Source organism: Rhodomicrobium udaipurense JA643, from assembly GCF_000636015.1.
GTDB lineage: Bacteria > Pseudomonadota > Alphaproteobacteria > Rhizobiales > Rhodomicrobiaceae > Rhodomicrobium > Rhodomicrobium udaipurense.
Window position 1 is genome coordinate 1 of sequence record NZ_JFZJ01000049.1, and the last position, 24,203, is coordinate 24,203.

At 62.3% G+C, this 24,203-nt stretch carries 18 protein-coding genes and 1 pseudogene; 7 read left to right on the forward strand and 12 right to left on the reverse strand.

Annotation, left to right across the window (positions count from 1 at the left end; translation table 11 throughout):
- Both T281_RS08995 and T281_RS09000 read left to right on the forward strand, forming a co-directional pair.
- Positions 1–1,251 (forward strand): benzoate-CoA ligase family protein (locus T281_RS08995; RefSeq protein WP_037237481.1); only part of this gene is annotated, 1,251 nt, incomplete at its 5' end.
- A 3-nt stretch (positions 1,252–1,254) separates the two neighbouring features.
- Entirely contained in the window at positions 1,255–2,454 is a 1,200-nt protein-coding gene (locus T281_RS09000) for a 3-oxoadipyl-CoA thiolase (protein WP_037237484.1), read from the forward strand.
- Positions 2,455–2,511: 57 nt separating this feature from the next.
- On the opposite strand, the gene T281_RS09005 is transcribed toward T281_RS09000, so the two are convergent.
- The 8 genes from T281_RS09005 to T281_RS09040 all read right to left on the reverse strand — a co-directional run bounded on the left by T281_RS09005 (position 2,512) and on the right by T281_RS09040 (position 13,996).
- Positions 2,512–5,166, reverse strand: a complete 2,655-nt coding sequence (locus T281_RS09005; protein WP_037237487.1) for a bifunctional acetate--CoA ligase family protein/GNAT family N-acetyltransferase — start codon at positions 5,164–5,166, stop codon at positions 2,512–2,514.
- 136 nt (positions 5,167–5,302) lie between these two features.
- Entirely contained in the window at positions 5,303–6,019 is a 717-nt protein-coding gene (locus T281_RS09010; protein WP_037237489.1) for an ABC transporter ATP-binding protein, read from the reverse strand.
- Entirely contained in the window at positions 6,016–7,809 is a 1,794-nt protein-coding gene (locus T281_RS09015) for a branched-chain amino acid ABC transporter ATP-binding protein/permease (RefSeq protein ID WP_037237491.1), read from the reverse strand. The genes T281_RS09010 and T281_RS09015 overlap by 4 nt, the downstream gene beginning before the upstream one ends.
- A 1-nt stretch (position 7,810) precedes the next feature.
- Positions 7,811–8,671 (reverse strand): branched-chain amino acid ABC transporter permease, encoded by an 861-nt coding sequence (locus tag T281_RS09020; protein ID WP_037237493.1) that lies wholly within the window; start codon positions 8,669–8,671, stop codon positions 7,811–7,813.
- Positions 8,672–8,748: 77 nt separating this feature from the next.
- Positions 8,749–9,933, reverse strand: coding sequence for an ABC transporter substrate-binding protein (locus T281_RS09025; protein WP_037237495.1), 1,185 nt, complete (start codon positions 9,931–9,933; stop codon positions 8,749–8,751).
- A 315-nt stretch (positions 9,934–10,248) separates the two neighbouring features.
- Entirely contained in the window at positions 10,249–11,664 is a 1,416-nt protein-coding gene (locus T281_RS09030; RefSeq protein ID WP_052037296.1) for a porin, read from the reverse strand.
- A gap of 94 nt (positions 11,665–11,758) precedes the next feature.
- The gene (locus T281_RS09035) at positions 11,759–12,805 is read right to left on the reverse strand and encodes an MBL fold metallo-hydrolase (RefSeq protein ID WP_052037297.1); all 1,047 of its coding nucleotides are present in this window, start codon (positions 12,803–12,805) and stop codon (positions 11,759–11,761) included.
- Between the two features lie 3 nt (positions 12,806–12,808).
- On the reverse strand, positions 12,809–13,996 hold the full coding sequence (locus T281_RS09040; RefSeq protein WP_037237497.1) for an acyl-CoA dehydrogenase: 1,188 nt from the start codon (positions 13,994–13,996) through the stop codon (positions 12,809–12,811).
- Between the two features lie 484 nt (positions 13,997–14,480).
- Between T281_RS09040 and T281_RS17675 the strand changes: the two genes are divergently transcribed.
- Positions 14,481–15,212, forward strand: a complete 732-nt coding sequence (locus T281_RS17675) for an outer membrane protein (protein ID WP_052037298.1) — start codon at positions 14,481–14,483, stop codon at positions 15,210–15,212.
- A 275-nt stretch (positions 15,213–15,487) separates the two neighbouring features.
- Here the strand turns inward: T281_RS17675 and panC are convergent, their stop codons facing one another.
- The 4 genes and pseudogenes from panC to T281_RS09065 all read right to left on the reverse strand — a co-directional run bounded on the left by panC (position 15,488) and on the right by T281_RS09065 (position 19,407).
- Positions 15,488–16,345 (reverse strand): pantoate--beta-alanine ligase, encoded by an 858-nt coding sequence (panC, locus tag T281_RS09050; RefSeq protein ID WP_037237500.1) that lies wholly within the window; start codon positions 16,343–16,345, stop codon positions 15,488–15,490.
- Positions 16,346–16,621: 276 nt separating this feature from the next.
- Positions 16,622–16,882: a 50S ribosomal protein L27 gene (gene rpmA / locus T281_RS09055; RefSeq protein ID WP_037237503.1), complete on the reverse strand. Its 261-nt coding sequence runs from the start codon at positions 16,880–16,882 to the stop codon at positions 16,622–16,624.
- 29 nt (positions 16,883–16,911) lie between these two features.
- Positions 16,912–17,394 (reverse strand): 50S ribosomal protein L21, encoded by a 483-nt coding sequence (rplU, locus tag T281_RS09060; RefSeq protein WP_037237506.1) that lies wholly within the window; start codon positions 17,392–17,394, stop codon positions 16,912–16,914.
- A gap of 201 nt (positions 17,395–17,595) precedes the next feature.
- Positions 17,596–19,407: pseudogene (locus tag T281_RS09065) on the reverse strand (glycoside hydrolase family 15 protein).
- Between the two features lie 343 nt (positions 19,408–19,750).
- On the opposite strand from T281_RS09065, the gene T281_RS09070 reads away from it, so the two are divergent.
- The 4 genes from T281_RS09070 (at position 19,751) to T281_RS09085 (ending at position 23,884) form a co-directional block, all read left to right on the forward strand.
- On the forward strand, positions 19,751–20,110 hold the full coding sequence (locus T281_RS09070; protein WP_052037299.1) for a hypothetical protein: 360 nt from the start codon (positions 19,751–19,753) through the stop codon (positions 20,108–20,110).
- A gap of 382 nt (positions 20,111–20,492) precedes the next feature.
- Positions 20,493–20,990: a MarR family winged helix-turn-helix transcriptional regulator gene (locus tag T281_RS09075; protein WP_013418885.1), complete on the forward strand. Its 498-nt coding sequence runs from the start codon at positions 20,493–20,495 to the stop codon at positions 20,988–20,990.
- A gap of 320 nt (positions 20,991–21,310) precedes the next feature.
- Positions 21,311–22,573 (forward strand): L,D-transpeptidase family protein, encoded by a 1,263-nt coding sequence (locus tag T281_RS09080; RefSeq protein WP_245269196.1) that lies wholly within the window; start codon positions 21,311–21,313, stop codon positions 22,571–22,573.
- 330 nt (positions 22,574–22,903) lie between these two features.
- Complete coding sequence (locus tag T281_RS09085; RefSeq protein WP_037237514.1) at positions 22,904–23,884, forward strand: DUF5996 family protein; 981 nt, start codon at positions 22,904–22,906, stop codon at positions 23,882–23,884.
- Positions 23,885–24,203: the final 319 nt, after the last annotated feature.

A 24,203-nucleotide genomic window follows, 5' to 3' on the forward strand; every position in this document is an offset into this window, starting at 1 on the left:
AAGGATTACGCCTTCATCATCGAAAATTCGGCGTGTGCCGGGCTTGTCTATTCGCCGGAATATGCTGGCGACGTCGAGGCCGCGCTCGCGAGTATTCCGCACCGGCCGGGGCTCGTCCTGAAGATTGGGGACGATGGCGACACGCTTGCGAGCCGCATCGCCCCGTATTCCACCGAGTTCGCCGCCGTCGAAGCTTCGCCCACCGATGAATGCTTCTGGCTTTACTCGTCGGGCTCGACGGGCAATCCGAAGGGCGCGGTTCATCTTCAGCGCGACATGGTCGTTTCGAGTGAATTCTACGGCGTGCGAACGCTCGGCGCAGGAGAGGACGATGTTTTCTTTTCGGCTGCGAAGCTGTTCTTCGCCTACGGCCTCGGCAACGGGATGACATTTCCGCTCTGGGTCGGCGGCACCGCCGTTCTGCTCGACGAGAAGCCGACGCCGTCGAACACCTTCGCCCTGATCGAGACGTTCCGCCCGACGCTGTTTTTCGGGGTGCCCACGCTTTACGCAGCACAGCTTCAGGCGCTGGAAAACATGACACCTGACTTGTCGTCGCTGCGCATGTGCGTATCGGCGGGCGAGGCGCTGCCTGCCGATATCTTCCGCCGGTGGCGAGAGCACACGGGGACGCTCATCCTCGACGGCGTCGGCTCGACGGAAGCGCTTCATATCTTCATCTCGAACCGGGTCGGCCAGTTCAAACCCGGTTCGAGCGGCCTTGTCGTGGAGGGCTACGACGCCAAGGTCGTCGACGAGGCCGGCCGCACCGTGCCGACCGGCGAGACGGGGCGCCTCTTCATCAAAGGGCTGTCGATGGCGAAATACTATTGGCGGAACCCCGAGAAGACCGCCGAGACGATGCTCGGCGAATGGGTCAATACCGGCGACACCTATTATCGCGACGAAGACGGCTATTTCTTCTACTGCGGCCGCTCGGACGACATGTTGAAGGTTGGCGGGATCTGGTGTTCGCCCTTCGAGATCGAATCGACGCTCATAGAACACCCGACCGTTTTCGAGGTGGCGGTGGTCGGCCGCTCGGATGGGGAAGGGCTCGTCAAGCCCGAGGCCTGGATCGTGCTGAACGACGAGGCTAGACCGACCGAAGCGCTGGAAGACGAACTGCGCACCTTCTGCAAGACGAAACTCGCGCCCTATAAATTTCCCCGCCGTTTCCACTTCGTGGACAGCCTGCCCAAGACCGCGACCGGCAAGATCCAGCGCTACCGTTTGCGCGCGGAGGAATAGCGGATGCGCGACGCGTACATCTATGGCGGGTTGCGCACGCCTATCGGCCGTCACGCGGGCGCGCTCGCAGCCGTCCGGCCCGACGACATGGCGGCGCACGTCATTCGCGCCGCGCTCGCTGCGTCGCCCTTTGACGCGGCGGACGTGGAAGACGTCATCCTCGGCTGCGCCTGCCAGGCGGGCGAGGACGCGCGCAACGTCGGCCGACACGCGGCGCTTCTCGCCGGGCTGCCGCATGAGGTTGGCGGCGCGACGGTGAACCGGCTCTGCGGCAGCGGCATGAACGCGGTGATCGACGCCGGGCGCGCCGTCACGCTCGGCCACGCGGAGTTGATTGTGGCGGGCGGTGTCGAGTCGATGACGCGCGCGCCTTTCGTTATCGCGAAGCCGCAGGCCGCTTATGGGCGCGATACCGCGATTTACGACACGACCATCGGCGCGCGGTTCATCAATCCCCAGCTGGTCGCGACTTACGGCAATGACACGATGCCGGAGACAGCGGACAACATCGCGCACGACCTCGGCATTTCCCGCACTGAGGCGGACGCCTTCGCGCTCGCCTCGCAGGAGAAGACCGCGCGCGCCGTGAAGGAAGGCTTCTACGAAGGCGAGATCGTAGCAGTGGAGATCCCCGGCAGGCGCGGCGAGACGATCAGGGCTTCCTCCGACGAGCATCCTCGCCCCGAGACCACGCGCGAAACTCTCGCCCGGCTGAAGCCGCTGGCTGAAGGCGGCGTCGTGACGGCGGGAAACTCGTCCGGTATCAATGACGGTGCGGCGGCGCTTCTCATCGGAAGCCGCCGCGCGGGCGAAAAGGCGGGCGCCGAGCCTCTGGCTGTTCTGCGCGCGGCGGCGGTCGCAGGCGTTCCACCGCGCATCATGGGCGTCGGCCCGGTCCCAGCTTCCGCGAAGGCCCTCGAACGCGCGGGGCTCACCTTGGCCGATATGGACGTGATCGAAATCAACGAGGCTTTCGCCACGCAGGTCATCGGGTGCTGCCGCCTCATGACGCTCGACCCATCCGACAGCCGCCTCAACCCGAACGGCGGCGCAATCGCGCTCGGCCATCCTCTCGGCGCATCCGGTGCGCGTCTCATGCTGACCGCCGCCCGGCAGTTGCAGCGTTCCGGCGGCCGCTACGCGCTCGTCACGATGTGCATCGGAGTTGGGCAGGGTATCGCCGCCGTCATTGAACGGGCCTGACGCGCGGCGCGGGCGTGGCAAGGCGTGCAACGCCCTGCCCGCGCAGCACACGTCTCTTTAGTCGATGAGGCGCAGCGTGCATTCCACAAGTTCCGGATCGGCACCGGTCATAGCCTCAAACCCGAATTTGCCGGCAAGCCTCAGCATCGGCTCGTTGCCCGCGAGCACCTGTGCGCCGATCGCTTCGGTTTGCCGCGTGCGATGGTAGCGGATGATCCTGTCCATCAGGATGCCGCCGAGGCCGGTTCCCTTGAGATCCGAACGCACGAGAATGGCAAGTTCCGCCCGCTTGTTGTCGGGATCGGTGACTGTACGCACGACGCCCAGCGTGGAAGCGTGACCATCCGTTCCCGTGGCTGAAGCGATGAACGCCATTTCCCGGTCGTAGTCGATCTGTGTCATGCGGGCGAGTTGGTGGTGCTGCAATTTCTGCGTGGAGCCGAAAAAGCGATAGCGCAGATCTTGCGGGCTCGTTCGGCCAATGAGATCGGCGTGAGCGGGCTCGTCCTCCGGGCGGATCGGACGCAGCAAAATCTCCGAGCCGTCGTGAAGCGTCGCCGCTTCTTCCAGCCCGGACGGATATGGCAGGATCGAGAATCGACGCCGGTCCGTGTCGTCAGCCGCCACGAGCTGGATGCGAGCGTCGACCGCGACCACTCCCTGATGGTTCGCGAACAGCGGGTTGATATCGCAGGCCGTGATTTCCGGATTATCGACGAGCAGGGCCGAAAGGCGCACCAGGGCTTGCGCGATGGCGTCCCGATTTGCCTCCGGGCGCAGGCCGTGCGCCTCGAACCGCTTCGAAATGCGCGTGCGGTCGATCATCTGGCGAGCAAGCGGAAGGTTCAGCGGCGGCAGCGCAACCGTGTGATCGCGGACGAGTTCGACGGCGCGGCCGCCCTCGCCGAAGACGAGAACCGGGCCGAACAGCGGATCGCAGGAAATCCCCATCATCAACTGGCGCGAATGCGGCCATACCACCATGCGCTGGAGTGCAAAGCCCTCGATCCGGACTTCGGGGGCGACATCGCGGACACGCCGCATGATGCCTTCGGCGGCGGAGCGCACGGCTCCTGCGTTTTCGAGGTTCAACGCGACCGCGCCCGCGTCCCATTTTCGGGGCAGGTCGGGAGAGGACAGCGTCAACGCCACCGGGTAGCCGATGCGCTCGGCGACCGCCGCTGCTTCGTCCGCCGTCCCGACCAGAATGCTTTCGAGCGTCGGAATGCCATAGGACGCGAGCAGGCGGCGGCTATCCGGCTCGCTGAGCACGCCATCGGGCCGCGAAAGACCGTTTTCAACGATGGCCCGCGCCGCAACGCGGTCGGGCGCGAAATTCGCGAGATCCGCCGGAGGGGTTTCCATCAGCATCGCAAGGTTGCGGCGGTGCTGTACGATATGGCCGAAGCCGCCGACCGCCGCGCCGATGGAATTATAGCTGCACAGGCCCGCTTCAGCGAAAAGGGCGAGCGCCGCCCTAGCCGTCTCGCCGCCGAGCCAGCACGCCAGCACGCCGCTTCGGTAGCGTTTCTGCGCCTCAATGACGGCGCGCGCGATTTCGGAACTGTCCGTCATCGCATTCGGCGCATGGATAATCAGGATGCCATCGACCTCAAGCGCTTCGGAAAGCACCTTCAGCGCAGCCGTATAGTCGTCCGCCGACGCGCCTGCGCCAAGATCGATGGGATTGGCGGGGCGTCGACCGCGCGGCAGCACCTTCGCCAGTTGCGAGAGCGTCTTCTCCGAAAGATCGGCGATAGAACCTCGCTCGGCCGTGTTGATTTCGTCGATTGCCATGATCGCCGCACCGCCGGCGTTTGACAGGATCGCGAGACGCTCGCCGCGCACCTGTTTCGTACGCGACAGGGTTTCCACGGCCGAAAACAACTCGTCGATGGAGTACACCCTCAGTGCCCCGGCGCGCTTGACCGCCGCATCGAAGGCCCCATCCGGCGAGGCGAGTGTCTCCGACAGGAAATGACCGATGGGATGGCGAATGGAGCGATTGCCGCCCTTCAGGATAAGAACCGGCTTGTTGCGCGCGGCTGCTCTCGCGGCGGAGACAAACCCACGCCGCTCGCGGATTGTCTCGATATGGAGCAGGATCGCTTTCGTCTCTTCGTCCTTCGACAGATAGTCCATCATGTCGGCGAAATCGATCTCGACCGCGTCGCCGAGCGACACGACGCAGGAGAAGCCGATGCCGCGCGGCTTCGCCCAATCGAGAGCGGCGGCACACAAGGCGCCCGATTGGGAGACGAAAGCCACCCGGCCGGGGTGCGCCTGCATGTGGGCGAAGTTCGCGTAGAGGTTCGCTTTCGGCACGCACACGCCAAGGCTCGCCCCGCCGAGAAGACGCAGGTCGTACCGACAGGCAGCGGCAAGCAGAGCATCGGGGTCGCTCATGTCGGCCGCGACGATGGCCGCGCGGGTTCCCCTTTTGCCGAGATCCTCGATCACGCCGGGGACTGCCGGGCCGGGTGTGCAAATCACTGCAAGTTCCGGGCATAGCGGAAGATACGCAACAGTCTTGTAGGTGAGGACACCGGCCACGGCCTCCCTTCGCGGATTGACCGGAAGTATCGGCCCGGCGAAACGCCCATCCAGAAGGTTGCGCATGACAATATTGCCGACCGAACGAGGGCGCTCACTCGCCCCGATCACCGCGATCGATTTGGGAGCGAAAAAATACTGCAAATTCTGAATGGACATGCAGTCGCCTTTTGGGTTCGCTGCAACCTGGGCTCAAATGTCGAATATCTCTACGAGATATAGGATTGCACGACGATCCGGGAAAGGAAGAACGAGCGGGACGCGGCGATACCGCGACCCGCTGGAGGGTTCTTTTTCAAAGGCCCAACTGGCTGCGCACAAAGTCGTCGTTTGCCGCCAATGCGCGCGTATCGCCCTCAAACACGATCTGGCCCTTCACGAGAATGATATGGCGGCGGCAGAGCTTCACGACGTCGTCGAGGTTCTTGTCGACCACGACTATGGCTACGCCCCTGTCCGCGATAAGTCGTAACGTGCGCCAGATATCGTCACGCACGAGCGGCGCGAGCCCCTCCGTCGCCTCGTCGACTAGCAGCAGCGAGGGATTGCTCATCAGCGCGCGGCCGATTGTCAGCATCTGCTGTTCGCCGCCGGACAATTGATTGCCCCAATTGGTGCGACGCTCCGCGAGCCTCGGAAACAGGTCGAGGACCGCCTCGCGTGTCCAGTCGCGACGCCCATCCGCGCCTTCGCGCTCGGCGAAAACGAGGTTCTCCTCAACGGTCAGGTTCGGGAAGATGCCGCGTCCCTCCGGCACGAAACCGACGCCGGCGCGCGCGATTGCGCTCGGACGCCAGCCCCTCACCTCGACACCGGCGAAGCGGATATCGCCGCTCTTCGGCACGACGAGGCCCATGAGCGACCGCATCAGCGTCGTTTTCCCCATACCGTTGCGGCCGAGCAGACTGACCGTCTCACCGCGCCCGACATGGAAATCGACGCTGCGAAGCACGTGGCTCGCGCCGTAGTACGTGTTGAGGCCGCGCGCCTCAAGCAGCGGTCTCTCGCTCATGACTTCGCTCCCTCGGTCTCGATCTCTGGCGCGTGACCGCCGAGATAGGCAGTAATCACCTCTTCGTTGCGTCGAACTTCGTCGGGGGTGCCGTGCGCAATAAGACGACCCAGCGCCAGAACGGTCAGCGTATCCGCGACAGCGAAGACGGCGTCCATGTCATGCTCGATCAGCACGATGGTGTGGTTCTTCTTGAGGTCGCGCAGCAGGTCGATCACGCGCCGCGTCTCCTCCGGTCCCATACCGGCGAGCGGTTCGTCGAGAATGAGGATGCTGCCACCGCTTGCGATCAGCATCGCAATTTCGAGCTGGCGCTGTTCGCCGTTGGACATGGCGCCAGCAATGGTGTCCGCCTTGTCGGCGAGACCTACGACGGTGAGCGCATGGGCGACTTTGGCCTGTTCGGACCCGCTCAGGCGCTCGGTCAGACGCACCACCGATGGATGGCGCGCCTGTGCCGCGAGCCGACAATTTTCCTCGACCGTGAAGGTTGCGAAGATATTCGTCCGCTGGAACGAGCGTCCGACGCCGCGTCGGGCTATCTTGTATGCCGGAGCCCCTGCCACATTGACGCCGTCGACGGTCACCTCGCCCGCCGAAGGCTTCAGCGCGCCGGACAGGAGATTCGTGAACGTCGTTTTCCCGGCTCCATTGGGCCCGATTATCGCGTGTACGAGATCGGGCTCGAAAGAGATGGTCACGCCATCGACCGCGCGCAGGCCGCCGAAGGTTTTGGCAAGATCCTTTGTCGCCAGTATCGACGCCCGGCGTGGCTCGGCAGGCGCGTCGCCGAGGGGCTGAAGCAACGCTTTCTTCGCGGGGCGAGCCGCGTTGCGCAAGAACCCGGCGAGCCCATCAGGCGACAGCAGAACGGCGATGACGAGCACAGCGCCGGTGCCCAGGAGCCAATGCGACGAAACGAAGTCGCCGACGAGGCTCGCGGTCTTCAGGGTCTCTTCGAGCGAGACATAGAAAAGAGCGCCGAGGATCGGTCCGAACAGGGTACCCGCGCCGCCCAGAACGACCATCATGATTGCGAGGCCGGACTGATGCCAGGAGAAGAGATCGGGCGTCACGAAGCCGTCGATGCAGGCGAACAGCGCACCGGCGAGACCGGCGAACGCGCCCGAGACGACAAACGCGGCGAGCTTGAAGCGATAGGCATCAAAGCCAAGCGCCGACAGCCGCGTTTCGTTCGACTTCAATCCCTGCACGACGCGCCCGAACGGTGTTCTGGCGAGCATGTACAGGGCAACGACGGTGAACACGAGCAGTGCCAGGCACACATAGAAGAACACGCGGCGGTCGTCGAAATCGATCAGCGTGTGCCCCAGGATTGTCAGGTCCGGCTTGATGTTGATGTAGGCGCCGTCCGCCCCCTTGGCGATATCGGTGTCGTGAAACAGCGAGAACATCATCTGGCCCGCCGCCAGCGTGACCATGATGAAATAGAAGCCGCGCGTCAGACAGGCGAAAGCGCCGATAACCAGCGCGCAGACCGCCGCCACCCCGACGCCAGCGCCGAGCGCGACGAAAACGTTCGCCGCGCCCTCATCCGACGACACGAAATAGACGGCATAGGCGCCCACGCCGAAAAAGGCCGCGTGCCCGAAGGAGATCAGCCCGGCGAGCCCGAGCGCGAAATCGAGGCTGACGACGAAGATCGACAGGATGATGAGCCGCGTCGCGAATTTGATGCCGTACGGCCCGACGAAAAACGGCAACGCGACGAACAGCAGCGCCAGACAGGCGAGCAGCAGCAACGCGCGCGTAGATGGTGTCTTCAACATCTCACGCCCTCCCGAACAGGCCAGAAGGCCGCACAACAAGGATCAGCGCCATCACCGCGTAGATCAGCACGCTGGAAAATTCCGGCACGAACACTTTGCCGAATGCGTCGGCGAGGCCGATCAGCAGCGCGCCGAGAAATGCGCCTCGGATGGAGCCGATGCCGCCGATGACGACGATGACAAAGGAAATGATCAAAACGCGATCGCCGATCCCCGGATAGGCGCTCTCGATCGGCGCGGCGAGAATGCCAGCGGCCGCAGCCAGCGCCACACCTGCCGCAAAGACCATCCGGTACAGGATGCGAGAGTCGTAGCCGAGAGCCTCGACCATTTCCGGATTGGATTCAGCTGCGCGGATCAGGCGGCCGACCCGCGTCCGCTGGATGACGAACATCATTGCGAGCGCCAGAGCGACGCAGATCCCCATCAGCGCGAAGCGATAAACCGGATAGCCCAGATCGGGCGTGAGCGAGATGCTCGACGAGAGGTAGGACGGCGTCGGAATGGAGAGCGGGTGATTGCCCCACAGCGTCTGCTGCACTTCCTTGAACACGAGGATCAGCGCGAAAGTCAGCAGAACCTGCTGGAGATGATCGCGCTTGTAGAGGTGGCGGATGAACAGCCATTCGATCGCCGCGCCGAACACGAAGGCGAGCGGAATGCCGACCGCCAGCGCGACGAAAATGTCGCCGAATTGCGCCGTCAGCGTCACCGCCAGATAGGCTCCGAGCATGTAGAAGGAGCCGTGGGCGAGATTGATGACGCCGAGAATGCCGAAGACCAACGTCAGGCCGCTGGCCGCGAGGAATAGCAACAGGCCGTATTGCAGCCCGTTCAATATCTGGACGAGGACAAGGCTCATGAACACAATCCGGGGGGCTTCGGGAGCGGTCGATCTCGACACGCCCCCGCGATGAATGAAAAGTTCGAGACTGTCGTTCAGGTCATCTTGCAGCCGGTGGTGTCGCCGGCGAGCCTTTCGGCCGCGAGCCCCAGGAGCCTGTTTTCGCCACCGCGCAATTCACGCAGGTAGAAATTTTGAATTGGATTGTGCGAGGTTCCGAGTTTGAAAGGTCCACGCGGGCTATCGAACGAGGCGTTGCGCATGGCGGCGAACATTTCCGGCCGCTTCTTCGTATCGCCACCGACGGCTTCGAGGCCGATGCGCAGCAACTGCATGGCGTCCCATCCCTGTACGGCGTAGACGTCCGGCGCTACATTGTATTCCGCCATGAAATCCTGGGAGAACTTCTTGTTTTCCGGATTATCGAGGCTTTCGACGTAGTGAAGCGTAGTCTTGACGCCGTCGCCCGCGGGTCCGGCCGCCTTCTCGATGCCGTCCGTAAGGAAGCCCGGCCCCCAGAGTTGTATCTTCTCGTTGAGCTTGGCGCCGGCATAGTCCTTGATGAACTTGAGGGCGCCGCCGCCAGCGAAGAACGAATACACCGCGTCCGGCTTGAGTGAGCCGACTTCAGCGAGGATCGATTGAAACTCTACGTCCGGGAAGGGCAGCGTGATGTCCTTGACGATTTCGCCGCCGCCAGCGATGAAGGCTTTCTTGAAGCCAGCAACCATTTCCTCGCCTGCCGCATATTTCCACGTAACGGTGACTGCCCTCTTGATGCCAGCTTTCAGCATCGCTTGCCCGGTTGCATCGCCGACCTGACCGTTACCGAATGAAGTGCGGAAAATGTTCGGTGCGCAGCCGCCGCGCGTCATCGCGTCCACGCCGGCGTTCGGAATGAGCGTCGGCAATCCGTCTTCACGCGCCATTTTGGCCATTGCCATGGCGACGCCCGAGTGGACGGTGCCCACGAGCACGTCGACTTTTTCGCCGGATATCAGCTTGGTCGTGTTCTCCGTCGCCTTGGCCGGTTCGGACGCGTCATCGACCTTGACGAAGACAATGTCGCGGCCGGCGAGCTTGCCGCCTTGTTGCTTGGCGTAAAGCTCCATCGCTCGGGTGATCGCTACGCCAAGCGGAGCATAGGTGCCCGAGGACGGGAGGAGCAGGCCGATCTTCAGCGTGTTCGCCTGCGCCCAGGAAGGCCGAATGAACGGCGCTGCGATGCTGGATGCGCCCGCTGCACCTGCGAGTATGAGTAGGCGGCGTCTGTTGATCATGTTTTTCTCTCCCCTTTGAGCTTTCGCTTCATTTTATCGTTCGTCAGGCAGGCTTCTCTGGATCGCGTCTTGCACCATGCTTCGGTGCTCACCTCGTGTGGTTCGAGCGAAAGAGACCGCCCGGTTCCCTGCCCGTTGGCAGGCCGTTGCTCCGGCTATTGATCGCCCCTGCGACAAGGCGCAGGCCAGCGATGGCGCGGCGACCGCTGCTGGACCGCCGAACCCTACTATCGAGAACTCTCCCATTTCCGGGGATCCGGCCACATGCGGATCGCCATTGTCGAACGAGCCAACGTGGCTCGTTCGGTACCGCCGTCAGAACTTCAGGCGCATGCCTGTTACGACATAGGTGTCGCTATCCGAGAGGTAGCCGGCGACGAGGCCGTCGCTTCCTGCCGTGTAGCCTATGCCCGAATAGACATCGAGATGCTTGTTGATGGCGTAGTCCACCATGAACGACACCTGATCGTAATCGCCGCTGCAATTTGAGGACGCGCTGGACGAGCATTTGCCGTTGGCGTTCGATACCCATGAGTTCTGGCTGAAGTGATACCAGCCAGCGGCGAAGCTCCAGCCGGACGGCATCTCATATTTCGCGCCAGCGAAGACGAGATTGAGTATCCGGTCGGTCTGGTAAGCCTGATTGTTGATGCTCGCCAGCCGGTAGCCGCCGATGGTCGTGTGATAACCGGTCAACGGATCGTCGGGATTTGAAAGCACCGTGTACTGATATCCGCCGTATACGGTCAGCTTGTCGCCAGGCGCGTCCTTCAAACCGCCACCGAGATTGAAGGTGTATTTGCCCATGATGGAGGCCGACGTATTATCGGTGATGGTCGCGGCCAACGCATTCTTCTGGTAGGTGGCAAGCCTGCCTGCATTGACGACGCTGTTCTCTTGCGCGAACACGGCATCGACGGAAAGCCCTTGCCATTTGCCACCGACATTGAGGCCGTAGGCATCGGCGTGGATCGCTGTGTCTTCCGCACCGAAGGCGTACATCGCGCCCGCGTGGAAGGCGCCGAAATTGTAGGTGTAGCGGATGGAGTTGTCCCACCGCGCGGCTTCGGTAGACCCCATGCCTGCCGTGACACCGACCATACCGATGAACGAGAACGCGTAAGACGCACCCATCGGATCGTATGCGATGACGGAGTCGAGATTGAACGCGTTCTGCCTGCCGAAAGTCAGCGTGCCGTAATTCGCGTTGCTGATGCCTGCGAAGGCGGAGCCGTTGAGGGCTTGTCCGCAGCGCGAGCCGTCAACATTCGCGGTCTGCTGGCGCAGCGATGTTCCGCTGTTGTTCGAGAGGCTCGCGCAGGCATCGGAAAGCTCAAGCGAAAGCGGATTGAAACCGGTGTCGAATTTTCCGACGACGGACCATCCCTCGCCCAGCGGCTCTTCGATCTTGACGCCGACGGAGGATTGAGACAGGCCGCTCTGGGCAAAACCCCAATACGCCTTGTGAGCGCCGGGTGCTCCGAGAAGACCGTAGATGGTGCCCGGATAGAGAGCGTCGTCGAATGGCTGGCCCTTCGACTGCCACGTGTAGTTGACGTCGATAACGCCGTACACAGTGATACCCTTCCAACTGAGTTTCTCCGGCAACGGGTCCTTGATCGTATCGATCCAGAAATCCGCCGCACCGGCGGGCGACAGCATTACCAACGCCGTCGCGGCGCACGCAAACAGCCCGCTCGCGCCGCCAAGGCGCGCTTTTCTCTTCGTCATTTCCCCACCCCTAGGTGCCCTTGATTTACCGGTTCGACAGCCGACTCGAACCGGGTTGCATCTTCCCTGATATCATTCAGGGTAATAAATGCAATTATTTTGCTTTATATTTGATATTTTGTTTCTCGCATGCGCTATATTCTATGCATCCCTCCGCGATCAGATAATTGAGATGTGACAGCGTTTCCGCGACGGCGAAAAGGAGATCGTGGCCGCTGAGCGTCCGCGGGAAAAGCCTTTCCATGACATCCGCGCCCGATGACGGATCGCCGCAGCTGTCGAGTGTATGCTTCAACCGTTCGTCGTGATGCGCCTTCAGCGCCTCGCAGCGCTGCCTCAACCCAGTGAACGGAAGCCCGTGAGACGGCAGGACGAGCGCGGCGTCCGAAAGCGTCATCAGACGGTCCAGCGAGGCGAAGAATCCGCCAAGCGGATTGGCCTCGGGTTCGTTGCTCCAGACCCCGATTGTCGGGCTGATCCTGGGAAGAACCTGATCGCCGGCAATCAGCACGTCGGCTTCCGGACACCAGAGGCAGACATGTTCCGGAGAATGTCCGCTGAAAGTCAGCACGCGCCACTCGCGGCCACCGATCGACAGGCGGTCGCCATCGCCGATCCGTACGAAATCGAGCGGGATCGGATCGATATATTTGCGGTAGTTGTTGCCCTCGGCTATCGCCAGACGAAGCGGCTCATCGCGAAGTCCGAAGCGGACAAAATGATCGCTCGCATGAGCGAGGAAGTCCTCGCCGCTTTCAAGCCAGCCCAGCCGACCGTGAGTCCATTCGCCGATTGTCGTGGTCATTCTCACGCCGAAGCGCGCATGGAACCAGCTCGAAAGCCCCATATGGTCAGGGTGGTGATGCGTGCAGATCAGGCGAGTGATGGGCAAACCGCCTAGCTGTTCTGCGAAGATCCGCTCCCAGAGACCTCGCGTTCTTGCATCGGCCATCCCGGTATCGATCAGGGTGAAGCCCTCGCCGTCGCGCAGCAGCCATACATTCACATGATCGAGCGCAAACGGCAGGGGCATGCGCGCCCAAAAAATCCCGTCCGCCACCTCGACGAGTGAACCCTCCGGGGGTTGCTGCGGCTGGATGCGAGGGCGCGCTTCGATCGGGGATGTCGAGCATGTTGCCATGACTCAACCGCCGAACGCGTTGAGGCCGGTGATCGCGCGGCCGAGGATCAGCGCATGCACGTCGTGCGTGCCTTCGTAGGTGTTGACGGCCTCAAGGTTCATGGCGTGGCGGATGACGTGAAACTCGTCGGAGATGCCGTTGCCTCCGTGCATATCCCGCGCGATGCGCGCGATGTCGAGCGCCTTGCCGCAATTGTTGCGCTTCAGCATGGAGATCATCTCGGGAGCCATCTTGTGCTCATCGAAGAGGCGTCCGAGCCGCAGGCAAGCGTGAAGCCCGAGCGCGATCTCAGTCTCCATATTGGCGAGTTTCAGTTGCACGAGCTGGGCGTTGGCTAGCGGCCGACCGAACTGCTTGCGGTCGAGCGTGTATTGCCGCGACGCGTGGAAGCAGAACTCCGCCGCACCCAGCACACCCCAGGCGATGCCGTAGCGCGCGCGGTTAAGGCAGCCGAACGGGCCTTTCAGCCCTTCCACATTGGGAAGTCTGTTTTCGTCGGGAACGAAAACGCTCTCCATCACGATTTCGCCCGTGATCGAGGCACGCAGCGAGAACTTGCCCTCGATCTTGGGCGCGGACAGACCCTTCATCCCCTTTTCGAGAATAAAGCCCTTGATGATGCCTTCATCGTCTTTCGCCCAGACCACAAAGACATCGGCAACCGGCGAATTGGTGATCCAGATCTTGGAGCCCGAGAGGAGCCACCCGCCATCCGTCTTGCGCGCGCGGGTTTTCATGCTGCCGGGGTCCGAGCCAGCATCTGGCTCTGTCAGGCCGAAACACCCGATCCACTCACCGCGAGCGAGTTTTGGCAGATATTTGCGGCGCTGGTCCTCGGAGCCATAGGCGTAGATGGGGTACATCACCAGCGACGACTGCACGCTCATAGCCGAGCGGTAGCCGGAATCCACGCGCTCGACCTCGCGCGCAATGAGACCGTAGCAGACATAGTTCACGGCTGCGCCGCCGTAAACCTCGGGCAGCGTCGAACCGAGAAAGCCGAGACTGCCCATCTCCGTCATCACCGCGCAGTCGAAGACTTCATGCCGGTTCGCCTCGCGGATGCGCGGCAGCAACTGGTCCTGGCAGTAGGATCGCGCGGAATCGCGAACCATCGTTTCCTCTTCCGTCAGGGCGTCTTCGAGCAGAAGCGGATCATCCCAACGAAACGCGTTCTTGCCGACAGACATGGGCGACCTCCTGAAAATGGTATTGCGGTACATGAATACGATTATTGTGGTGCTGTCAAGCTTGAGGGTGGCCTTGAACCTTTCCTTTCTCCAGGTCGAAGCGACGCCGTTGGCTTCGACCTCATCACCTATTCCTTCGGACCGCGCCCGCGTGTGGCGCGAATCACATCGCCTTCGGAGGTTATTGCCCGCCGCCAGCTGTCGCCAACCGTTACGGTTCGCATCGGAAAACGTTCGTGAAATATGGCATACCCGTATGCCAGTTGCCTCATTCTGTAAAAATAGTTATAATTTTCAACAAATTAAACCCAGAGTGGAGACAAACTCCGGTCTTATAAAAGGCTTTCCCGACTGCATTCGGTCAATTTGCCGACAATCAAATCAGCAAACGTCATCCCGTTGCTAATCTCTCTTATTTCCGGCTGAAGCGGAAGAATTCGTGCGTCCTATATTGGCGACGGTTCTTCCATATTTGGAGAGAACAATGGGCTACAAAGCCATTCTTACGGTTGTAACACTTACGGTTGCAGCGACGGGCGGGGTTAATGCTACGGATATTGCCAAATCGGCGCCGGGCGGCTTGAAGGATGCTCCTTACGTCGAGGTACCATGGAACTGGGCCGGTGCCTACTACGGGGCCACGATCGGCTACGGCTCCGGCGGCTCGAAAGCGTCCGTCAGCGCCAACGCTAACGATGAGCATGGCGTCGATACGAACGACCCGGACGGCATCGTGCTCGGCGGCACCGTCGGCTACAACTATCAGATTGCACCAACCTGGTTGATCGGCGCTGAAGCCGATTTCAGCTGGCTCGGCCTGCAAGGCGATCAGGGCAAGGCTGTTTTCGACGGGCATTACTGGACGGGCGGCTGGGACGGCCTGTTTACGTTGCGCGGGCGCCTTGGCTACACGCTCGGTCGCACGCTTATCTACGGCACAGCGGGTTACGCGGCGCTTCACACCAACGAGACGATTTCCGGCAACAACACGAACGAAAGTTCGTTCGGCACGGACTGGCGGTCGGGCTGGGTGGTCGGCGGCGGCGTGGAACACTTCCTGACCGAGCGCCTTTCGGTGAAGGCCGAATATTTGCACGCCGGCTTCGAAGACCTGACCGGCGCCACCGGCTTTCCGGGCAACTATAGCGCGACGCAGAATTACAAACTGGAAAGCGATCTCGATCTCGTCCGCATCGGCTTGAACTACAAGCTGTGAGGCACAGTTTGACCCCTGTCAGTTCTGGCAATTCGCTGCACTGGACATGACGAGGGACTGATCGGCGGATAGCGCGTCATCAGGCAGTTGAAGCGGTTTCAGGCGAAGCGGCATACCGGCTCGCGGGAGATCGGCCGTCGACATTGATGACGCGAAAACGGCTCCGCGCCCATTGAGGGCGTGCGAGGGCTGGCGGGTCTTCCCACGCCCGCCAGCTTCGCTCTTCCAAGGCAGGAGCGCCGCTCGCGTATAAGGCAACCGCTTCGGCGGCCGGGTTATTCGGGCAGGACGGCTACGTTGTCGATGAGACGCACGCGGCCGAGATAGACGGCGGCGAGCACGCGCGCGGGCTGGCGCACGATCCCTTCGAGCGGGAGCAGCGTCTCGGCATCGCGTATTTCGAGATAGTCCACACGGAAACCGGCGCTTTCGAGCCGCGCGACGCCCTGCGCCAGCGTCTCCTCAACCTCGCGCTCGGCCACGAGATCGAACGCCATATCCTTGATGACGGCATGAAGCTGCGGAGCGAGCCCGCGCTCGCGTGCATCGAGATAGACGTTGCGCGACGACATCGCGAGGCCGTCCGGCTCGCGCAAAATCGGGCCGGGCACGATGACGATGGGGAAGTTCAGATCCTTGACCATGCGCTTGATGACGAGAAGCTGCTGGTAGTCCTTCTCGCCGAACAAAGCCACGTCCGGCAGGCATTGCAGGAAGAGCTTCGCGACGATGGTCGTCACGCCGGAGAAGAAATGCGGCCGCGAGATGCCTTCGAGCGTCTGCGTAACGCCCGCCACCTCAACGCGCGTGGCGAAGTCGCCCGGATAGACTTCGTGCACATTGGGCGCATACATCGCGTCCGCACCGCCAGCGGCTAGCTTGTGCCAGTCCTGCTCTTCGGTGCGCGGATAGGAGTTGTAGTCTTCATGAGGCGCGAATTGCGTGGGATTGACGAAGACGGAGACCACCACGCGATCCGCGTACTTCTTCGCGAGTTTGATGAGAGACAGGTGTCCATCGTGCAACGCGCCCATGGTGGGTACGAGCGCTACCTTCTCGCCGTGCTTGCGCCAACCCTGAACGGTCTTGCGCAGTTCGCCCGCAGTCCGGACCAACGGTAACCGATTGCTCATGTCGACCGCCCCTCACAATGCGGCATGCTCGCCGGAGCGGGAAGCGCCACGGCGGCGCCAGATCTCTAATTGTCGCGCAACGGAAACGCTGCACTCCAAACGCGCCACTCGGCCGTAGCCGAGCAATGTGCGGCGGGCGAAACGAGCCGCCAGCCGCGAAACTTTTTGCGTGAAGCCTGCTCCGAGTAGCGCGCGAAACCCGTGGCTTCGCTTGCCGCACTCGAAGCACAAACGGCGGCACCGCAGCTTTCGCCGCGATCCGCGCCGCGCGCTTCCTTATTCGCCCGCGTCGATCACGGACACGAAGGTCCGGCCGTTACGCTTGGCCTTGAACTCGACCACGCCCTCGCGGATCGCGAAGATCGTGTGGTCCTTGCCGAGGCCGACGCCATCGCCCGGATGCCACTCCGTGCCGCGCTGGCGAAGGATGATGTTGCCCGAGATGACCTTCTCGCCGCCGAACTTCTTGACGCCGAGGCGCCGGCCTTCGGAGTCGCGGCCGTTACGGGACGAACCGCCTGCTTTTTTATGTGCCATTGTCCTGTGCCTCTATATCTGCGCCGCGATTACTCGGCCTTGTCCGCTTTCTTGGCGCGGGGCTTCTTCGGAGCCTCCTCGCCGCCTTCCGCCGGAGCGGCTTTCGCCTTCGCGGCCTTCTTCGGAGCTTGTTCCGCAGGTGCGGCTTCGGCCTTCGGAGCCTCAACGACGGCCTTCACGGGAGCGGCCTTGCCGTCCGTCAGGATGTCGACAATCCGCACAGTCGTCAGAAACTGACGATGGCCGTTGCGGCGGCGCGAATTCTGGCGACGGCGCTTCTTGAAGATGATGACCTTCGGGCCCTTGCCCTGCTCGACGATCTCTGCGGAGACCGCCGCGCCACTGACGAGCGGCACGCCGAACTTCGGCTCGCCTTCGCCGCCGCCGAGCGCCAGCACTTCCGCGAAGTTCACCGAGTCGCCCGCGGCCCCTTCGATTTTTTCGATCTGCAACACGTCCTGCGGCGCAACCTTGTATTGCTTTCCGCCCGTGCGAATAACGGCGTAGACCATGGTTTCCCTATCGTTGTAAGCGCACCGATCGGCGCCGCGTCACTTGAATGTCAAGGTCGGCGGACTTGGTTTCTCGAATGAGAGGGGGCCTTAGGTCGCGCGGATTTCACGTATCAAACGCTAAGCGGTTTATATCCGGCGTTTTGAAGCGAAAGTCAACTTGCCGGTTGAGGCTTCCGGCGCGCTTTCGGCATGGCTCCATCAGGCGGCGTCCCGGAGCGTCGCGCCGGCACGCTCCTCGAAGGGCTTCCGCGCCGCGGCGAGGTTGCAGGCCGTGTTTACGAGCGCAACATGCGAGAAGGCTTGCGGAAAATTGCCGAGCATCCGCCCACGCGCCTCATCATATTCCTCGGCGAACAGCCCGACATCATTGCCAAGCGTGACGAGGTAATCGAAATAATCCTCGGCCTCGTCGAGGTGTCCCTGAAGCACGAGGTTGTCCGCATACCAGAACGAGCAGGCCAGAAACGCGCCCTCGCCGCCGTCGAGCCCGTCATCGGTGTGCTTTGTATCGTATCGGCGGATCAGGCGGCCACTGCGCAGGTGGTCGCCGATTGCGCGGACCGTGGACTGCACGCGCGGATCGCATGGCGGCAAGAAGCCGACAATCGGAATGAGAAGCGCGCTCGCATCCAGCGCCGTAGACCCATAGCTCTGCACGAACGCGCCCACCGTCCCGTCATACCCCTCCGCGCAGACCTGTGCGTGGATTTCATCGCGCGCAACGCGCCAACGCTCCACCGGCCCTTCCACGCCGAAGCGTTCCACCGACTTGACCGCACGGTCAAACGCAACCCACGCCATCACTTTGGAATGCACGAAATGGCGCGCGCCGCCGCGCACCTCCCACAATCCTTCGTCGGGCAAACGCCAGATCCGCTCCAGATATTCAACAAGGTTGCGTTGCAGGTGCCACGCTTCGCGCGTCGGTTCGAGCCCGCATTTGCTCGATTGATATAGCGCGTCCATCACCTCGCCGAAAATATCGAGCTGCAACTGCCCGGCCGCCGCGTTGCCTATGCGCACGGGCCGCGAATTCCGGAAGCCCGGCAGCCACGGAATGGTGCTCTCCACGAGATGGCGCTCGCCCGCGATGCCGTACACGATCTGCACCTGTTGGGCGCTGCCCGCCACCGCACGCATCAGCCATGTGCGCCATTCCTCGGCCTCGAAGCGGAAGCCGGTATTCATCAGCGCGAGCAGCGTGAAGGTCGCGTCGCGCAGCCAGCAGAAGCGGTAGTCCCAGTTGCGTTCGCCGCCGATAGCTTCGGGCAGGGACGTCGTCGGCGCGGCGACGATTGCGCCTGTGGGCTGGTAGGTCAGGCCCTTGAGCGCGATCAGCGAGCGGCGAACGATCTCGGCGTGCGGGCCGTCATAGGTGCACTGGCCGGTCCACTCGCGCTAGGCGGTTTCGGTTTGGTCGAGCGCCTTGAAGGGATCGATTGTCGGCGGAACGGGCTGATACGATGCCCCGTGCGCGAGGACGAACGGCACCTTGTCGCCCGCCTTGACGGTGAACGAGCCGAACAGCCGCCCTCCTTCGGCCTCGATGGGCGCACCCGAAGTCAGCACCGCCTTGTCGGGTCCGGCGATGGCTTCGAAACCGTCGCCGTCGACGCGCGTGATCCACGGCACTATGAGCCCGTAGTCGAAGCGCAGCAGGAACCCGGTTTCCATGGCGACCTCACCGGTGAGGCCTTCCACGATGCGCACGAGGCGGCGCGTATTGCCGGGGCCGAGCGGCATGAAATCGATGACGCGGGCGCTGCCGGTCGCTGTTTCGATGACGGTGTCGAGAATGAGCGTCCCCTCGCGGTAGGCGCGCCGTCGCGATTTTTCATCCTTGGCGGCGAGACGCCAGCACCCATTATCGTCGTCGCCCAGGAGCGACGCGAACACCGCGCCGGAGTCGAACCTCGGCCAGCACAGCCATTCGATGGTCCCGTCGAAACCGATCAGCGCCGCGCTTTCGCAATCGCCAAGCAATGCGTAGTCTTCGATGCGTTTCGTCATGAAATAAAGTTGGTTAACTCCCAGTGAAGGTGACAGCGAAACACGCCGCGGCGTCCATGGTTTCTTCGCTACGAACCGAACTCGATACGCGCATCGTTAGTGCATCTGCGAATTTACACAACCCCCGCCGCTTGCGAATAGGGCGCCGAGACACCAAATCATCAAAATCGTTAAGAAGCGGCAGCCGATGTCGGGTCTGCCGCCTGGATCGGCATGATGCGCGTGCCGCCAACGCGCCGCCTGTCGCACGCGGAGCGTTCTGGATCACAGCGAGCGGTCTAATCCGCGATCAGGGCCGACCATTTGCGTTTTGCACCGAGTGAGCAAGAACAAGGACATCCCTATGGCCTCATCCACGAAAACGAAAGCCGCCGATCGCTTCGCTGCTCTTCAGAAGCGCGATCAGGCCGTCAGACATGATATCGAGGCTGCGGCCCGGCTGCGCGCCGAAAAAATGGCGAAGCTCCGCGCGTTGCGGCTGGCGAAGGAAGCGGAAGAGGCCGCCGAGCAGAAAAAACAGGCTGAGGCGAAGGCCGACGCAGCAGCCGCGAAGGCCGACGCCGCCATCGCAAGGAAAGCGCCCAAAGCTTCAAAGGCCGTCGCCGCCAAGGATGCGAAGCCCGCAGCCGTGAAAGCGGCTACGGTGAAGACCGACGCGCCCAAGAGAAGCCGGGCGCGTGCCGCCGCTCCGGCGCCGCATTGAGGCTGCGCCGCGGTTATCGCCGAATCGTTCGCTAGTGTGTCGGGTGCCACTTAGGCGGCCACTCGGGCGATAGCCGCCCATCACGGCGTGCAATCCAGCGCATTGACAGATGGCATCGCGCTGTCCGTCCACCTCCGCTCACCTTGGCGCGTTTTTGCTCCCGCTTCGATAGTTTCGTTCGCACGGAGAGCCGGAACCGCCGTCGCGCAATAAATTATTCTCTAATCGACGAAAATTCTATCTGGCATATAAACCGGTTGCATACCCTTCTGATTGCATTGGCTTGCAATATTTCTCGTAAAAGTTGCTACAATTAAGGTGATTTTTACCGATCGCCTCTAGGTTGCGTAAGAGGCTCCTATACAACTCAGGATGGTTGGCAATGATCGCCGATTTCGTACGCGTCCAGCCGGACGACCAGTCGTTGAAATCCAATTATCTGGTGACGCTGCGCATGATCGAGCGGCTGCACCGTCTTCTCCTCGACCTCATCAAGGACGAGTTCGAGCGCGTCGGCCGGACCGACGTCAACAGCGTGCAAGCGCTTCTCCTGTTCAACATCGGCGACGTTGAACTCACCGCAGGCGAACTCAAGACGCGTGGCCTCTATCTCGGCTCGAACGTGTCTTACAACCTCAAGAAGCTCGTCGAGAGCGGCTACATCCATCATCAGCGCTCCCGCACGGACAAGCGCTCCGTGCGGGTGAAGCTGACGGACAAGGGCAAGGCCATCTCCGAAATGGTGAACCGCCTGCTAGAACGGCAATTGAACATGCTCGAAAAGGTCGGCGGCGTTTCGGTGCCGGACCTCAAGCACTTCAACCAGATTTCGGTGAAGCTCGAGCGTTTCTGGGGCGATCAGATCCGCTACCAGCTTTGAGCGTTTCGGGCGAGCCTCCGAGGCAGATCGAAGACACTTATCCGACACAACCCGTGGCAGAAAATCCCCGGAGCCTGACTCTACCGCCATCCGCCCATTGCGATTTCCGCTGCCGCCGCGCTAATTGCGAGGGTCAGCGTCCCGCGCTGGGCATGCGGATCGGGGCTTTTCCCGTTGACCTCGGCGCCACGGGAAAATAACCCCGTTATAGACATAATTCGGTGGCACGTAGCGCATTAAGGTTACTACCGGCAAATCGCGTTGCGTTTGCTTTCAAATTGAGTGCTGGAGACGGGATGGGGATGATGAAACCGAGGGTCATGGCTGCTTTCGTTGCGGCCGCCTTCATGGTTGTCGTTGGGTCTTTCGGAGCGGACGCTCAGCGCAGGGGAAGCTCGATCGACGATTGGCTCGGCTTTGACCAGTCCGACGATTCTTGGGAACAGCCGATGCGAGACCGCGCTTTTCAGCGTGAGTGGGAGACGCAGCCCGAGCGCGGCTTCCCGACCCTCGCCAAGGAAAATATCGCCACCACGAAGACCGCGATCAAGCAATATGCCGAGATCGTCGCGCGTGGCGGCTGGCCGCAACTTCCGCCAATCGAACTTCGCACAGGGATGAGCCATCCGGCTGTCGTCCAGCTCCGCACACGCTTGCAGGTCACGGGCGATCTTCAGGCCTATGGCGGCTATCCGGAGGTGTTCGACTCCTATGTCGAGCAGGCGGTGAAGCGGGCGCAGGAGCGTCACGGCATTCCGCCAACGGGTTTCCTCGACCAGACGACGATCGAGGCGCTTAACGTCCCCGCCAGCGCGCGGCTGCGCCAGCTTCGCACCAACCTCGCGCGGCTCCAAAGCCTCGTGCCGGGTACGCCCGCCGGCAAATATGTGATCGTGAATATTCCGGCGGCGCAGATCGAGGCTGTGAACAACAATCAGGTGATTTCCCGCCACGCGGGCGTGGTGGGCAAACCGGACCGGCCGTCACCGCTGTTGAACTCGGCAATCGAAGAAATCAACTTCAACAAGGAATGGGTGGTACCGCCCACCGTGTTGAAATACGACCTCGTGCCGAAGGGCCGTGGCGGTCAGGATGTGCTCGCGAAGTACAAGATCGACGCGTATGCAACCCACGAAGACTATCAGAAGGGCAGAAAGCTCGACGCGTCGCAGATCGACTGGTCGTCGGACGCGCCGCTCCGCTACTTCTATGTGCAAGCGCCCGGCGACGAGAACCCGCTTGGTTTCGCGAAGATCAACTTCGCAAGCCCGCAGGGCGTCTACATGCACGACACGCCCGGCCAGAGCGTATTCCAGAAGAGCTTCCGCGCCGACAGTTCGGGCTGCATCCGCGTGCAGAACATTCACCAACTCGTGGCTTGGCTGCTCGAAGACAACGGCTGGTCGGTGCAGCAGGTGCTTCGCATGAAGCAGTCGGGCGAGCGTTTGTTCGTGCGGCTCAAGAAGCGCGTTCCGCTGTACTGGACCTATATTACGGCCTGGTCTACACCAGATGGAACCGTGCAGTTCCGCCGCGACATCTACCGCAAGGACGGCGTGGAGGCGATTGCCTCGGCCTACTAAGCTTGTTGGTAGCCGGGAAGGCTTATCAAATTGAACCGCCGGGCACTCGCCCGGCGTTTTTCGTTTTCGACATTGCCATCCGTTTCCGGTCTTGAGCGTCCAGACCTCGATCTCCGCGCGCGCGTCCGTCTGCCCCGCCGCTGGTGACGCCGGATCGCCTTCGCCACCCTTTTTGAATCGCTGCGGGCACAAGATCGCGTCTCGTTTGTATGACTCTGCGCGGCCAGCGCGAACAGTGACCCGCATCTGGTTCGCGCCTCGAAACGCAACTTCGAATCTGGCGCTTCCGGCCGGGCCGCGACGGCTCGGAAAGCGCGCCCGGAGAAACGCATGGATTCGCCCTCGGCATCGATATCGCGCGACTGGCCCGACATTCCCTACCCCGAATGGAAGGACACCGCCGCCACGCTGCAACTGTGGATGCAGATCGTCGGCAAGGTGCGACTCGCGCTCACGCCTTGGCTGAACCATTCGTGGCAGGTGCCGCTTTACGTGACGTCGCGCGGCCTCGACACCTCCCCGATTCCCTATGGCGCGCGAACCTTCGACATCGCCTTCGACTTTCAGGACCACGTCCTCACCATCGCGACGAGCGAGGGCAGCCGCCGCGAGCTGAAACTCGAACCGCAAACGGTCGCCGATTTTCAGGCGCGGCTGATGGAAACGCTGGGCAGGCTCAATATCGCGGTGAACATCTACGAGATCCCATCCGAAATTCCGAACGCCATTCCCTTCCGCGACGACCGCATCCATCGCGCCTACGACCGCGACGCCGCCCACCGCTTCTGGCGCGCGCTTGTCCAGGCGGACCGCGTGTTCAAGCTGTTCCGCACCGGTTTCATCGGCAAGTGCAGCCCCGTGCATTTCTTCTGGGGCAGTTTCGACCTCGCGGTGACGCGCTTTTCCGGGCGACGCGCACCGCTGCATCCGGGAGGCATGCCGGGCGTCTCCGACGACGTGACCCGCGAAGCCTATTCGCACGAAGTGTCGAGTGCGGGCTTCTGGCCCGGCGGCAACGGCATCGATTACCCCGCCTTTTACTCGTACGCCTACCCGACGCCGGACGACTTCAAGCACCAGCCGGTCGAGCCGGACGCGGCGTTTTTCAGCGATGCGCTTGGCGAGTTTCTGCTCCCGTACGACGCTGTAAGGACAGCGGCCGACCCGGATTCGACGCTTCTCGTCTTTCTCCAGAGCAGCTACGAAGCGGCGGCGACAACCGCCAGATGGGACCGCGAGGCGCTAGAATGTCCACTGGGGCAACCGGGCGTACCGCGTCCGCTGGACGGGCGTCGCCACTGGAAGGCGTGATCGGCGGCGAGATTGGCGAGCCGACTGTCGGCGAGGGCAGCCACGATAGAGCCTTCGCAGGGCGGCGCTCAGGCATCCGGCATTCGTTAAAATCGCTGGCATTCGCGCAGACATTCCTCAACATCGCGCGCCTAGCATCGAGAATCGAGTGGCCGCCGCTCATCCGAGCAAGGTTGTCCGGGCGAAGCGGCACGATGAAGGCGGCGGATCGCCCCGTGTTCGAGTGAACGCATATGAGCGCTGTCTGAGGTGCTCGCGTGGAAAGCCGCCGCGTTCGACGAGGATTGGCGTCGCTCCGATCTGGCCGCAGGCTGCATGA